The organism is Collinsella sp. AM10-26 (assembly GCF_003472525.1).
GTDB lineage: Bacteria > Actinomycetota > Coriobacteriia > Coriobacteriales > Coriobacteriaceae > Collinsella.
The window spans coordinates 108,069-121,686 of record NZ_QRMC01000007.1 but is presented as its reverse complement, the minus strand read 5'-3'; the positions used below and the strand labels follow the sequence as shown (position 1 = coordinate 121,686).

The window sequence follows — 13,618 nt, the reverse complement described above, 5'->3', positions numbered from 1 at the left end:
GCCGAGTAACTGTTACAGATCGAGACAAACCGAAGGGTCGTCTCGCCCCATCCACCTGTCGCTACCTGCTATCCGCCGATTTTCGTTGTGCCGCTGTGCCCCCATGCCATATCCTCTAGACAACTACGCGGCATCATCGCCGCCGCGCCTACAAGAGAGGAATGTCCATGACCACACCTGCGTCTAAGCTGCTTCAACCCATTACGGTTGGCCCCCTTGAGCTCAAGAACCGCATTATGTTCCCGCCGCTTACCACCGGCTACGAGGAGCGCGACGGTTCCATCGGCGAGCGCAGCCTGGCTTTTTACGAGCGCCTGGCCCGTGGCGGCGTGAGTTACATCGTCATCGGCGACGTCGCTCCCGTTATGACCGCAAGCCCCACGCCCAAGCTGGCGACCGACGCTCAGATCCCCACGTTTAAGGCACTGGCCGACGCCGTCCACAAGCACGGTGCCAAGGTCGCACTGCAGCTGTTCCACCCCGAGTACGACGTCCCCGGCGTCGGCCGCATGGTCATGGGCTCAATGGCCGCCGCCAAGGCCGCGCAGGAGGCCAAGGCCGCCGGCGACGAGGAGACCTTTGCCGCCAAGATGGCCGAGTCCAACGAGATCCGCAAACAGGCCTACGCCAAGCTGCACCACGACATGCAGCACTTTGTGAACGAGGCGAGTGTGGAGCAGCTCACCCAGATCAAGGAAGCCATCGCCGCCTCGGCCGCCCGCGCGCAGCAGGCCGGGATCGACGCCATCGAGGTCCACGGCGACCGTCTGGTGGGTTCGCTGTGCTCGGCTATCCTCAACCAGCGCACCGACGAGTACGGCGGTTCGTTCGAGAACCGCGTCCGCTACGCGCTCGAGGTCGTCGCCGCCATTAAGGAGGCCGCGCCGGAGCTGATGGTGGAGTACAAGCTCCCCGTGATCATGGAGAACCCCGACGGCACGCCGCGCGGCAAGGGCGGCCTGCTGCCCGACGAGGCCTGCGAGTTCGCCAAGCTGCTCGAGGGGGCCGGCATCGACATGATCCAGGTTGCGCAGGCAAACCACACCGGCAACATGGGCGACACCATTCCGCCCATGGGCGCCATGCCCTACAACTGGACGCTGCCCGTGGCCGAGCGCGTCAAGGCCCTGGTTTCCGTGCCGGTGGCAACCGTCGGCCGCGTTGTTTCGGTCGAGGCCGGCGAGAAGATCCTGGAAGACGGCTCGGCCGACATCGTCGCGTACGGCCGCTCGCTCATGTGCGACCCCGACATTGCGCTTAAGGCCGCTACAGGTGAGCCCATCCGCGAGTGCCTCAACTGCAACAAGGGCTGCGTCGACGCGATCCAAAACCGCAAATACATCTCGTGCGTGCTCAATGCCGAGAACGGCGACGAGGCGACCATCGCCATTAAGCCGGGCGAGGGCAACAAGAAGATCGCCGTGGTGGGCGGCGGTATTGCCGGCCTGGAGGCAGCGCGCGTGGCGGCAAAGCGCGGCTACGACGTGACCGTCTACGAGGCGAGCGACCATCTGGGCGGCCAGATTGTGCTGGCGGCCGCGCCTCCGCGCAAGGACGAGATCATGCGCTCGGTCGAGTACTACGAGAAGATTCTGCCCGGCCTGGGCGTGAAGGTTGAGCTCAACCACACCGCTAGCCCCGCGGACCTCAACGCCGCCGACGCCGCGATTGTGGCCGTGGGCGCGCACGATGTGGTCATTCCCGTACCCGGTGCCGATTCGGAGAAGGTTGTCTCGAGCTGGGACGTGCTGGCCGGCAAGGTGGAGCTCAGCGGGCGCGTCGCCGTCATTGGCGGTGGCCTGGTGGGCACCGAGACTGCCGAGTACCTGCTGCAGCACGGCTGCGAGGTGGCGATCGTCGAGATGCTCGACAAGATTGCCGCGGGCGAGTCCGAGACCATTCTGCCGCTGATTATGAGCGACTTTGCCGAGCATGGCGTTGAGCAGCATGTTAAGACCCGCCTGACCGCCATTACCGACGAGGGCGTGGAGGCCGTTCGCACCACCGAGGACGGTGCCGAGGAGCCGGTGAAGATTGCTTGCGATTACGTGGTGATGGCCGTGGGCTCCAAGGCCAACGCATTTGACCTGGACGGCGTGACGGTGCCCGTGACCTGCGTGGGCGACTGCTCGGGCGAGCGCACCGCCGACATTGCGAGCGCTATCCGCACGGCGTATCACGCGGCCAACGAGCTCTAAGTAAGAAAGCTATCGCGTATTGAGTGGGCGGGGAGTGCCGTATCGGCGCTCCCCGCCTTTTTGTCAATGAGGGCGCCCCTGACCAGTGGGTTCAGAAAATCCGAATTTCATGCACCAGAAAATCCGACTCTTTAGAACATGAAAATCCGAATCGCAACCACCCGAAAATCCGAATTTGCTACAGTGGAATAGAAGAATCAGAAAGCAGGAACTGGAAATCTGCGGGGGTGGCTCATGGCAGGCGAGAGGCTACATCGGGACGGATACATCCCACGTATCGTGGATGCGCAAATCGAGCGCTACCTTCGTGTCTTTGGCGCGGTCGAGATTGCAGGCACCAAGTGGTGTGGCAAGACGTGGGCCGCGCTTGAGCACGGGGCGTCCGTCTCGTATGTCGACGAGAATCTCGACCTCGCGCGTGCCGACCCGGCGATGATGTTGCTGGGAGACCGTCCGCATATTATCGATGAGTGGCAGCGCGTTCCCCAGATTTGGGACTACGTTAGACACGAGGTCGACCGTGCCCGGGGTACGCGCGGCGCCTATATCCTCACGGGTTCCGCCACGCCTGCGTTTGGCTCAAAGGCGGAGGCGCCCGCGCATAGTGGAGCCGGCCGCATCGGCCGCGTCCGCATGCACCCCATGACGCTTGTCGAGACAGGTGAGTCTAACGGCAAGGTGAGCCTGGCGGGCTTGTTTGAGCATCGTTTTGAGCCCTGCCGGTGCGATGGCGATACGCCGGGGCTTGTCGAAGCCGCTTGCCGCGGCGGCTGGCCCGAGGCGATCGATATGGTTTCGGCCGACGCCCAGCTCATCGCCCGCGAATATCTCAACACCACGTTTTCGAGCAGCTTCCCGGCGGTTGGTCTCGACCCCGATATTGCTCGTCGAGTCTCCGCATCGATCGCGCGCAATCTGGGACGGGCGACCACGTATAAAACGATTCTTATGGATATGTTCGGTGCCGAGGAGGAACCCGCAGCGTTTGCCGACGAGACCAAGGTGCGTAGATACCTGGATGCCCTCAAAGGCATGTTCATTCTCGAGGAGGTCCCCGGTTGGGTTCCCGCCGCGCGCGACAAACGACGCTTTACCGTCAAACCCAAGCGCTATCTGGCAGATCCAAGCCTTGCTTGCGCCTTGCTGGGCATGTCCTTGCAGGCGCTGCTTGCCGACTGGCAGACATTTGGTCTGGTGTTTGAGAATATGGTCATACGCGACCTTTCGGTCTACGCGCGGTCGCTCGACCTGCTGGATAGTACGCCCGTGCGCTATTATCGCGACGATTCGGGCCTTGAATGCGATGCCATCGTGCAGCTAGCCGATGGACGGTGGGCCGCCTTTGAGATTAAGGTGAGCGAAGATAAGGCGAGCGCCGGCGTCGAGAGCCTCAAGCGCGTTCGCAAGAAGGTCTGTGGAAATCCTCGTTCACGCACACGCGAACCGGAGTTTATGGCCGTGATTGTGGGGGTGGGTGAGTACGCCCGCGAGGTCGAGGACGGTATCTACGTGATACCCGTGCGCGCGTTGGGGTGTTAAGGGGGCGGCACGTCGTGCGTCCGCTGCCCGGTGCTACGGATTGGTGCAAGGGGGTCAGGTTACTTTGCACCAAGGGCTCGACTTTTAAGACATCATTAAGGCTTGTGTTGTGGAGCACACCGCAGGTCAATGCTATTCTTTTCCCTTATCGTATGGTGTTGTATTCTGCCTGAATTCTATGCCTACGAGCAATGGATTGAGCACGACCAAGCGGAAAGGATGGCATGCCCACTAGCAGGGCAAACGTAAACGATGAGTGGCATGGACCGACATAGCGAGCTCCAGCAGCACAAGACGGCGGCCGAGTACCGCCAAGCTGCCGACGAGCATGTGCGAACCCTCAAGGATTTCTGGAAGGATTTCCTGGTGAGCGGTCTGTTTGTGCTGGCCGCCATCGTTGCCATCTTTGCATGCCTGGCCTAGTTTGCCGCGAATAACCGAGTGAGCGCCACGGGAAGCACGATCGCGGCGAAGGGCCCGCGGTTTGTGCTCTCGGGAACGCAGGACGACACGGCGGGCAAGTACGACGCCCAGGACAACTGCGCGTCGGACAGTCCAAGCCTTGCCGTGAACAATTTTTTCAACCTCAATAACACGAGTGCCGATGGCAGTCTCTCTCCGGGATCGGCGGGCCAGATCCAGCTCAACGTCAAGCCGCTCTGCAACGACCTGCACGATATCACGGTGGAGATGACCTGGGAGATTTCTGTCCAGACGAGCGCTGCGGGTACGGGCACCGCCGCGGACGCATCGAAAAACGAAGAGATCATCAACTCGCTTAAAGATTTGGTGCGCGGTCATATCCTGGTTTTCTAGGGCAAAGACACCTCTGGCTTTTACTCCAATCCGCTGGTTCCCACGACAACCACGGTGACCCAGGACGGAGCCAGCGTTACCGTCATCACGCAGAGCTTTGCCATTCCGGCGAGGAGCTTTCGCGCTGAGGGCTCAAACAATACGACCAAAACCGTACCCAAAACCCTCTACTGGATTTGGCCGGAGCAGTTTAAGAGCTACGTTCGCACGGGCAACGCCGGCTACGGCGGCAACCTTTTTGCGAGCACGGACCCCGCCGCGGGATACGCAGCCCTCGTCGGCGACATCAACAGTAACCACGCGCGCCATTTCCGCGCCGATAGCACGAGCGTGCCAGGTCAGGCGCCTAGTGCGGTTCCGCCTGTCGGAGCCGGCATGTCCTCTGCGGATGTGGAAACCTGCGCCAGCTACTACAACAACGCCGACGAGGTTATCGACAAGAACATCAAGTACATTCGCGTGCGCTTTACCGCCAAGGAGGCGGATAAATAAATGGACGAGCAGCTTAATGCCCGCGAGCAGGGCGATATCAAACACAACGAAGGAGCGGCAAACCCCGGCGGCAACGGGTTCGGCTCGCACGACGAAGCGCGTCCGGTTGGCCGCATCGAGCGCATCAAGACGTGGACCAGCAATTATCGTCGCGAATCCCTGGCCATCATGGGCCTGCTGGCCGTGCTTCTCGTGTTGCTGGGGTTGACGCTCGGATGGTTTGTCGATGCCAATCGCGGCTCCACCGTCGGCAAGATCAAGGAGCCGGCAGAGCTCAAGGTGCTGGGCCCCAACGCTACGGCCGCCGAGCAGATCGACCTGAGTTACAACCCCGAATACGGCGATACCAAGACCGGCAACACGGTGACGCTCAAGCGCCCGTTTTGCGTGCAGACGGGCGGCGATGGGTTTGAGCTGCAGCTTGCGAATACGACCAATATTAAAGGTCTCACTATCGAGCTGTATAAAGCCGAGAATCCGGGCCTAGGTGATACCTCCGACGTGAGCGGCACTGCGGGTGGCAAGCCCTATAGCTGGAAAATGTCTGAAACGGATCTGCTGAAGAGCTTCACGCCCATCAACGACCCGGGCGACGGCCTGGCAGCCGTGCCGGGCGAGGGCGCAAGCGACCCTACACTCAAGGACTATCAAAACGTCCAGCGCAACGCGCGCCCGCTCTACCGTTTCAAGGTGTTCAGCAAAAGCGAACTCAACGCCAAGACACTCGACGGCTCGAATGGCAAGGACACGCTCAACTTTATCATCAAGCTTTCGTGGGACGAGAGCGCCAAAGAGACCGATGTGATCTACCTGATCGCGCGCAACACGAGCGGTAAGTAGGAGAGGGGGCGCACATGGAGAAGCAGGAGAAGCAGCAGGATGCCGAGCGCGAGCAGCTGGCAAAAAGCAAAAGCCTAGTCAAGAACAAGCTGGTTGTGGCGGCAATCGCACTTGTTTGCGCCGTGGCGCTCGTGATGGGTGGTTACTTTACCTATTCCGCCTACATCGCCAACGGATTTCTTAAGTCCGTCGCCGCGACGGGTACCGCTCAGAGCCTGTTTGCGAGCGATTTGCTCACGGGCTACATGGGTACGCCTAGCAGCGACGAGCTCGACCGTGCCCAGCGGATGCTAGTAATGAAGTGACGTACGTCTACAAGCAGGCGAGCAAAACATGAGAGAGACGGGTCGAGCCTAACAAAACCGACCCCAAAGATACGCTTGACGACGCGACGATGCATAGCTATCTCCAGAGTGCCTACTACAGCATCGAGCCGGAGAACGACAAGGGGGAAAGCATTGACACGCTTGAGCTGGACGCCGCCGTTTTTCAGGGCTTGGGTAATAAAGGTTACCCGGTCCGTGGCGTTATCGTTGGTAATCTGAGGGGCTCGTCGCAGGTAGCTACGCAGGCGGCTATCAAGATCCGCAACTCCAAGGACACAGGTGCGCTTTCTGGGTTGATCCCGTATAGCTACGGTAGCGTTGTGAGTAATCTGAACATTGAATACTCGGGCAAGGCGGCCTCTATTGCACATAAGAATAAAGACGCCTCTGGCGTGCCGGGCGCGTTTTTTGGCGGCGTGATCGGGTGCGTCCGCAGCGGGACCGATGGTTTGTATGAGAACGTAACGGATGGCATTTCCAACTATGTAACGGGGGCGAGTGAACTTGCCGAGGTTAAAGCTGAGGGCAATGCGATTACCTTCACCGACACGAAGGAGAATGGCAAATTCAAAACGCAGAACGCTGGTACTACGTTTAGCCTGCCCTTTACTGTTACGGTCAAAACGCAGGTTGAGCCGAGTCGGTTCTACGCGAACTATCGCTTGGTGATGACAGCGAGCCTGGTTAAGGGTGACATGGCGAGCGCAACGCCTCAATCGCCCGACTATGTGACCTATACGCTCACGAGGGTGAACCTCAACGGCATCGATCACTGATTCCGAAGCCGACTAGCTTCGCAAGGGGGGCGGCAACCACCCAGTTGCCGCCCCCCTAGTCTGCGCGATCCCAGTCTTGGACTCCGCTGGACAGTTAGTTCAGATACGTATAATTCCAGACCGCAGCAGGCGCATCCGGCGCTCGTTTTGGGGCAAAAAACAGTCCAGAACTATGGTTAGCTGGCCGATATGAGCTCTATTTGCATTTAGTGAGCTGCCAACGGGGCTTCTCAGGGGGCCAGAATAGAGTTTCGGCGCTGTCAAAAAATACGAATCTGAACTAACTGTCCAGCCGCCGCTGGAGAAAGGCGTTTTAGCTTTGCCGACTTCCCACCATCTTTCCAACTTTCCACTTAACTTAACACCTAGGGTGGAAAGCTGGAAAGTTAAGTGGAAAGCTGGAGAGTAAACGGAAGGCCTGCCGCGTTAACTTAGGGGCTAGGAGGGGTTAATAATTACGCAAACCATACCAAGCGAAACAAAAAGATACCAATCTGGTTGGTAAAACACGCTCAATGAGCTGCGAGCTAACTAGCTGCGTAAATAGAACGTAAAGAAATGTCGCAAATAAATGGCAAATGCCCAGATGCCGCCGTTGCTATTTTCAATTAACTGCTACGCGCGAACAGCAAAATGCTACTATCTAACATGCACGTAAGAAAGCAGATTAACGGTTAAGGCTAAGAAGTGGCAGGTATGTCAGAAGCAACTAGGACTCGTACGCATGCGCCCGAGGTTAGGCAGCGCGCCGTCGAGGTCCTCCAAGAGGGGGTCGGTCATCGCGCCCTCGCCGCGGAGCTTGGCATTCCCCAGGCAACGGCTCGTCAGTGGGCCCGCGCATATGCCGTGGGCGGTGCCGATGCCGTGCTCAACGCGGGCACTCACCATCACACGTATTCGTACGAGGTTAAGCTCGCCGTAGTTAAGGATCGCCTGGAAAACGGCCTGACGGTTCGCGAGGCCATGATCAAACACCAGATTCCCAGCGAGTCTTCGGTTAAGGCCTGGTGCCGCCAGTATCGCGACGGCGGCGAGGCAGCGCTGGTTGATAAGCCGCGCGGTCGTAAACCACGCGCCAAGAAAGCGGAGTAGCGAAAACGTGCGCCTACGGGGTGCATTTTTTCTATCGCGATGCCCCTCTAAAGGCTCTTTCGGAGCAGAGGAGGTTGTCATTTAATGGGGCGCGCCCTGCACTGCCGCGACGGGGCCCGCCATATTGCTTCAATACGGACAGGCTTCTTACCTCGCACGTCTAAAGTTCCACAGTTGGCCGAAAGCCCGCCTTCAGGTGCTCAAATTAGCGTTATAACGTAATGCATGTATAGCGTTTTTGCATGGGGGAGTGATGGTATGACGCTACTGTATTTCCTTACCCTGTTTCCGCTGGTACCGGCGCTGGGCATGCTGCTTGCGCGCGGTGACCGTGCTCGCGATGCGGTAGGGCTTGTAGGCTCCGGCGTCATTATGGCGACAACGGTTGTAGTTGCCGTCTTATTTTTTGGCACGGGTCCGCAGAGCTTTGAGGTTGCCCCCGGCACCTCGCACGTGCTCTCGATCATCAGCTCCGTCATCGACGTGATCCTGTGCGCCGTCATCCTGTACAACGCGCATAAATATAAGAGTGTGCTTACCGGTGTGCTCGGCATCGTCCAGCTGGTGGGTTCGGTCGCCTTTGCGGCCATGACGCTGCCCGCGGTCGAAGCCGTTACGGCCACGCCGCTCTACCTGGATTACATGAGCGTGATCATGGTCCTCGCCGTTGGCATCGTCGGCAGCCTGATCTGCGTGTACGCCTTGGGCTACATGAAGGACTTCCAGGCCCACGACGAGCACGAGGCCGCACTGCGCGGGCAGACTGCGCCCGACCGTCGCCCGCAGTTCCTGGCGCTCATGTTCCTGTTCCTCTCGGCCATGTTCGTCATCGTGACGAGCGACAACCTTGAGTGGCTGTTCTGCGGTTGGGAAATCACCACCGTGTGCTCGTTCCTTATGATTGGCTACACGCGCACGCCCGAGGCCATTAAAAACGCCTTCACCCAGATCATCCTCAACATGCTGGGCGGTATCGCGTTTTTGGCCGGACTCATGTACCTGCGCGTTAACGGCATGCCGCTGACCATCTCGGGCATGATCGATCTTGCCGGCGCTGGTACCGCACAATCCGCGCTGCTGGTGATGCCGGTCGTTCTGCTGTCGCTCGCCGCACTCACCAAGGCCGCGCAGATGCCGTTCCACACCTGGCTGCTCGGCGCCATGGTTGCCCCCACGCCCACGAGCGCCCTGCTGCACTCGTCCACCATGGTCAAAGCCGGCGTGTTCCTGATGGTCAAGCTGAGCCCGCTCTATGCCATCTATCCCGTGACCGGCTTTATGGTCACGAGTGTGGGCGCCATCACGTTTTTGCTTGCTGCCCTCATGGCCATCTCGCAGAGCAACGCCAAACGCGTGCTCGCGTACTCCACCATTTCCAACTTGGGCCTCATCAGTGCCTGCTTGGGTGTCGGCGCGCCCGAGGCCGTATGGGCGGCCATCTTCCTGATCCTGTTCCATGCGGTGGCCAAGTCGCTGCTGTTCCTGTGCGTGGGCACCGCCGAGCATCATATCGGCAGCCGTAACATTGAGGACATGGACGGTATGTTCAGCCGCATGCCGCACCTGACGCGTCTGATGATGCTGGGCATCATGGGTATGTTTGTGGCGCCGTTTGGCATGCTCGTTTCCAAGTGGGGCGCCCTGGTGGCGTTTGCGCAGACCGGCAACGTGCTCATGATCATGGTGCTTGCTTTTGGCTCGGCCGCGACGTTCTTCTTCTGGGGCAAGTGGCTTGCCAAGCTTTCGGGCGTCGACCCCACGGCTCAAAACGTTGAGGTCAATGTCCATAAGACCGAATGGATGGCGCTCAACACCATCGCCGCGCTGCTGATTTTGTGTTGCGTGGCGTTCCCGGTTATCTCGAGCGGTCTGGTGTCGCCTTACTTGGCCATGGTGTTTGGCCGCGTGCCGTACGTTATTGGCAAGGATGCCATGTATCTGATGGTGGTTATCGTGGCGTTTATTGCCGTGGTGCTGCTGACTTCATTCCGTGTGAGCAACAAGCCGCACGTAAACGTATATCTTTCGGGCGTGGGGACCGACAATTACCGCCATTTCCGTGGCTCGATGGGTCACGAGGTGAAGGCCGAAAAGCGCAATTGGTACTCGGAGGACGCCCTTGGCGAGAAGCGTATCGGCCCCGCGGGCAGCGTCGTGTGCTGCAGCATTATCTTGTTTGCGCTGCTGTGCTGCGCGTGGATCGGGCCCGAGAGACTTGCCATGAGCGCGCCCTCGGTGCTGCGCGGTAAGTATTTTGAAGGTTCGGGTGTCGTGGGCATATTTATTGGTACCGTGGCGTTCGCCTTGCTGGCGCCGCTTGTGGGCGGTTTGATCGACGGCGTTGACCGCAAGCTTTCGGCCCGCATGCAGGGCCGCGTGGGCCCGCGCCTGCTGCAACCGTTCTACGATGTGGCCAAGCTCCTGCGCAAGGCCCCTGCCAGCGTAAACACCATGGATGATACCTACATGGCGTGCGCGCTCATCTTTACCGTGGTGGGCGGCGGCATCTTTGTGTCGGGTTCCAACACGCTGTTGTGCGCTTTTATGGTGACGCTCGCCGCGATCTTTGTGGTGTTGGCGTCCGCCTCGACGCAAAGCCCGTTTGCCCAGGTTGGCGCCGATCGTGAGTTGTTGCAGGTTATGAGCTACGAGCCCGCCGTTCTGCTGATGAGCGTGGGTCTGTATCTCGCCACCGATAGCTTCGACTCCATCGCCGTAACCGGGCAGTCGGCGCCCATCATCGCGTACAGTGCGCCCATTTTCTTGGCGCTGCTTGCGGTGCTCACCATCAAACTGCGCAAGTCGCCGTTTGACCTTTCGTACTCGCATCACGCGCATCAAGAGATTGTCCAGGGTGTCGCCACCGAGATGAGCGGCGGTACGCTGGCCAAGATGACCCTTATGCACTGGTGTGAGACCGTGCTGTTTTTGATGTGGGTGGGCATGTTCTTTGTCTGGGACAACCCGGTGAGCTGGGTCGTAGCCCTGGTCGTGATGGTTGCGACGTATTTTGTCGAGGTGCTGATCGACAACACCTTCGCGCGCAGCACCTGGCGCAGTTGCTTTAAGCTCGGCTGGGGCGTGGCGCTGGTGTTTGGTCTGCTCAACCTTATGCCCATCCTCGTTGACGTGTTTATTTAGGAGGCGGCATCCATGGATCATAAAATGTCGCGCTCGCCGTGGGTTATTCATTACGACGGCTCGAGCTGCAACGGATGCGATATCGAGGTGCTGGCCTCGCTCACGCCGCTGTTCGATGCGGAGCGCTTTGGCGTGGTCAATACCGGCAACCCCAAGCATGCGGACATCTTTTTGGTGACGGGGTCGGTCAATGCCCAGAACCTGCCCGTCGTGCGCCAGATTTACAACCAGATGCTCGAGCCCAAGTGCGTGGTGGCCTGCGGCATTTGCGCGTGCTCGGGCGGCGTATTCCGCGATGCCTATAACGTGATCGGCGGCGTGGACCGCGCGATTCCCGTGGACGTGTACGCGCCCGGATGCGCCATCCGCCCCGAGACCGTGATCGATGCCATCGTGGAGGCGTGCGGCATTCTGGACCAGAAGGAGGCCGTGATGCGTGCCGGTGGCGACCCGCTCACCGTGGGAGGTGCCGCTACCTGGGACGGTGGCGTTGAGTTGGGCGAGGACGGGTTTGTGGCAGTTGCGGGGGCCGGCGACACGCCCGCTGGGACGCCCGCCGCGCCCGTCGCTGCAAAGGAGGCCGAGTAATGCAAAAGGCTATCTATACCACCGTTGGGATCGACGAGCTCCTGTCGCATGTCCAGGCGCTCAAGGGCGTCGGCGCGCGCTTTGTGCAAATGCACGCCGAGCGCAACGTCGACGACGGCACGTATCGCCTAGTCTATACGTTTATCAACGTTCGTGCTGCTCAGGAGCATATTGCGCAGGACGGCAGCTATGCGATTGAGAACCTGGTAGTCGAGGGCATCGACCAGTACCAGGAGATTCCGTCCATCAGCTCGTACTATCCGGCGGTGTTCCCGTTTGAAAACGAAGCGCACGACTTATTTGGTCTTGCCATCACCGATATGCAGATCGACTTTAAGGGCTTTTTCTACCAGGTTTCGACTGCCGAGCCCATGAGCGTTATCACGCCCGAGGTGAAGGCCGCGCGCGAGAAGGCCATGAAGGTCCGTGCCGCCGCCGAGGCCAAGGCGCGCAAGGCCGCGGCCGAAAAGGCGGCTGCGGCTGCTGCGGGGGAGGGCGCTGCGGGCGCTGGCGGTGCCGCGGGCGCTGTCGTCGCTCAACCCGCTGCGGCTGCCGGCTCCGATGCTCAGCACGATGAGGCTGCCGCCAAGGCCGCGCTCAAGGCTGCCGAGATGGAGGCAAAGCTCGCCGCCATGGATCCCGAGAAAGCGGCCAAGGTCCGCGCGGCGCTTGCCGCCAAGGCCGCCCGCGACAAGCAGAAAAAGGAGGCGTAAGGTCCATGGCACACCGCTCCGTTATTCCGTTTGGCCCGCAGCACCCTGTGCTGCCCGAGCCGCTTCACCTGGACCTGGTGATCGAGGACGACCGCGTTATCGAGGCAATTCCGCAGATTGGCTTTGTGCACCGCGGCCTTGAGAAGCTCACCGAAAAGCGCGATATGCACCAGTTTGGCTACATCGCCGAGCGCATCTGCGGCATTTGCGCCGTGGGTCACAGCTACGGTTATGCCAGCGCCTGCGAGCGCATGCTCGATATCGAGGTGCCCGGGCGCGTGCAGTATATCCGCACCATTTTGCATGAGCTTTCGCGCATCCACTCGCACCTGCTGTGGCTGGGCCTGCTCGCCGATGCCTTTGGCTTCGAGGCGCTGTTCTATCGTTCGTGGACCCTGCGCGAGCAGATTCTCAAGATCTTTGAGAGCACGTGCGGCGGCCGCGTGATCCTTTCGATTAATGAGGTCGGCGGCCTTAAGCATGATATTGAGGATTCTGAGCTGGCGGGTATTGTCCAAACGCTCGACGCCATGCGCCCCGACTACGAGGCCCTGGTGCATACGTTTTTGGACGACGACAGCTGCGGCGAGCGCCTGCATGGCGTGGGCGTGATCAGCAAGAAGGACGCGCTGGACCTTTCGATGGTCGGTCCGTTTGGGCGCGCCTCGGGCGTGGACTACGACGTGCGCATGTTTGGCGACGGCGCCTATGCGGATCTGGCTGCGTTTGAGCCCATCGTTGCTACCGATGGCGACTGCTATGCCCGCTGCCAAGTGCGTTGTGCCGAGGTCACGCAGGCCATGGACATCATTAAGGAGCTTGTGGGCAAGATTCCGCACGACGGTATCGGTGGGCGCACCAAGCTTACGCCGGCCGACGGCGCGCTCGGCGAGGTTGTGATTGAGCAGCCGCGCGGCGAGGCGTATTACTATGTGCGCGGCAACGGCACCAAGAACCTTGACCGTTTCCGCGTGCGCACGCCGACGTCGCAAAACCTGGCGGGTCTGACGCATGCGCTGCAGGGCGTGCTCATTGCTAACGTGCCTATGATTATCCTGACCATCGACCCCTGCATTAGCTGCACGGAAAGGTAGGCG

The 13,618-nt window shown here is 60.1% G+C and carries 13 protein-coding genes; all 13 read left to right on the top strand.

The window, feature by feature from the left end; all coding sequences use genetic code 11:
* Nucleotides 1-167 precede the first annotated feature (167 nt).
* Nucleotides 168-2,198: a bilirubin reductase, long form gene (gene bilR, locus DW123_RS07750; protein WP_233540152.1), complete on the top strand. Its 2,031-nt coding sequence runs from the start codon at nt 168-170 to the stop codon at nt 2,196-2,198.
* A 234-nt stretch (nt 2,199-2,432) separates the two neighbouring features.
* Complete coding sequence (locus tag DW123_RS07745; RefSeq protein ID WP_118273284.1) at nt 2,433-3,737, top strand: ATP-binding protein; 1,305 nt, start codon at nt 2,433-2,435, stop codon at nt 3,735-3,737.
* A gap of 261 nt (nt 3,738-3,998) precedes the next feature.
* Nucleotides 3,999-4,160 carry a hypothetical protein gene (locus DW123_RS09605; protein WP_158570723.1) on the top strand — a complete coding sequence of 54 codons (162 nt, stop codon included), beginning with the start codon at nt 3,999-4,001 and terminating at the stop codon, nt 4,158-4,160.
* 63 nt (nt 4,161-4,223) lie between these two features.
* Nucleotides 4,224-4,553, top strand: coding sequence for a hypothetical protein (locus DW123_RS07740; protein ID WP_118273283.1), 330 nt, complete (start codon nt 4,224-4,226; stop codon nt 4,551-4,553).
* A gap of 54 nt (nt 4,554-4,607) precedes the next feature.
* On the top strand, nt 4,608-5,045 hold the full coding sequence (locus tag DW123_RS07735) for a hypothetical protein (RefSeq protein ID WP_118273282.1): 438 nt from the start codon (nt 4,608-4,610) through the stop codon (nt 5,043-5,045).
* On the top strand, nt 5,046-5,885 hold the full coding sequence (locus DW123_RS07730) for a hypothetical protein (RefSeq protein ID WP_118273281.1): 840 nt from the start codon (nt 5,046-5,048) through the stop codon (nt 5,883-5,885).
* A 14-nt stretch (nt 5,886-5,899) separates the two neighbouring features.
* Nucleotides 5,900-6,190, top strand: coding sequence for a hypothetical protein (locus DW123_RS07725; RefSeq protein ID WP_118273280.1), 291 nt, complete (start codon nt 5,900-5,902; stop codon nt 6,188-6,190).
* 89 nt (nt 6,191-6,279) lie between these two features.
* Nucleotides 6,280-6,987: a hypothetical protein gene (locus DW123_RS07720; RefSeq protein WP_118273279.1), complete on the top strand. Its 708-nt coding sequence runs from the start codon at nt 6,280-6,282 to the stop codon at nt 6,985-6,987.
* Between the two features lie 696 nt (nt 6,988-7,683).
* A complete protein-coding gene (locus DW123_RS07715) occupies nt 7,684-8,079 on the top strand; it encodes a helix-turn-helix domain-containing protein (protein WP_117734753.1) in 396 nt (131 codons plus the stop codon).
* Between the two features lie 258 nt (nt 8,080-8,337).
* The gene (locus DW123_RS07710) at nt 8,338-11,220 is read left to right on the top strand and encodes a proton-conducting transporter membrane subunit (protein ID WP_118273278.1); all 2,883 of its coding nucleotides are present in this window, start codon (nt 8,338-8,340) and stop codon (nt 11,218-11,220) included.
* Between the two features lie 12 nt (nt 11,221-11,232).
* Nucleotides 11,233-11,808, top strand: a complete 576-nt coding sequence (locus DW123_RS07705) for an NADH-quinone oxidoreductase subunit B family protein (RefSeq protein ID WP_117734751.1) — start codon at nt 11,233-11,235, stop codon at nt 11,806-11,808.
* Nucleotides 11,808-12,521, top strand: coding sequence for an NADH-quinone oxidoreductase subunit C (locus DW123_RS07700; RefSeq protein WP_118273277.1), 714 nt, complete (start codon nt 11,808-11,810; stop codon nt 12,519-12,521). Before DW123_RS07705 ends, DW123_RS07700 begins: the two co-directional genes overlap by 1 nt.
* Nucleotides 12,522-12,526: 5 nt before the next feature.
* A complete protein-coding gene (locus DW123_RS07695) occupies nt 12,527-13,615 on the top strand; it encodes a nickel-dependent hydrogenase large subunit (protein WP_117742959.1) in 1,089 nt (362 codons plus the stop codon).
* Nucleotides 13,616-13,618: the final 3 nt, after the last annotated feature.

What these genes read in the sequence shown, in the direction of transcription:
- bilR (WP_233540152.1), top strand. Translation starts at nt 168, where the DNA reads ATGACCACACCTGCGTCTAAGCTGCTTCAACCCATTACGGTTGGCCCC.
- DW123_RS07745 (WP_118273284.1), top strand. Translation starts at nt 2,433, where the DNA reads ATGGCAGGCGAGAGGCTACATCGGGACGGATACATCCCACGTATCGTG.
- DW123_RS09605 (WP_158570723.1), top strand. Translation starts at nt 3,999, where the DNA reads ATGGACCGACATAGCGAGCTCCAGCAGCACAAGACGGCGGCCGAGTAC.
- DW123_RS07730 (WP_118273281.1), top strand. Translation starts at nt 5,046, where the DNA reads ATGGACGAGCAGCTTAATGCCCGCGAGCAGGGCGATATCAAACACAAC.
- DW123_RS07725 (WP_118273280.1), top strand. Translation starts at nt 5,900, where the DNA reads ATGGAGAAGCAGGAGAAGCAGCAGGATGCCGAGCGCGAGCAGCTGGCA.
- DW123_RS07720 (WP_118273279.1), top strand. Translation starts at nt 6,280, where the DNA reads ATGCATAGCTATCTCCAGAGTGCCTACTACAGCATCGAGCCGGAGAAC.
- DW123_RS07715 (WP_117734753.1), top strand. Translation starts at nt 7,684, where the DNA reads ATGTCAGAAGCAACTAGGACTCGTACGCATGCGCCCGAGGTTAGGCAG.
- DW123_RS07710 (WP_118273278.1), top strand. Translation starts at nt 8,338, where the DNA reads ATGACGCTACTGTATTTCCTTACCCTGTTTCCGCTGGTACCGGCGCTG.
- DW123_RS07705 (WP_117734751.1), top strand. Translation starts at nt 11,233, where the DNA reads ATGGATCATAAAATGTCGCGCTCGCCGTGGGTTATTCATTACGACGGC.
- DW123_RS07700 (WP_118273277.1), top strand. Translation starts at nt 11,808, where the DNA reads ATGCAAAAGGCTATCTATACCACCGTTGGGATCGACGAGCTCCTGTCG.
- DW123_RS07695 (WP_117742959.1), top strand. Translation starts at nt 12,527, where the DNA reads ATGGCACACCGCTCCGTTATTCCGTTTGGCCCGCAGCACCCTGTGCTG.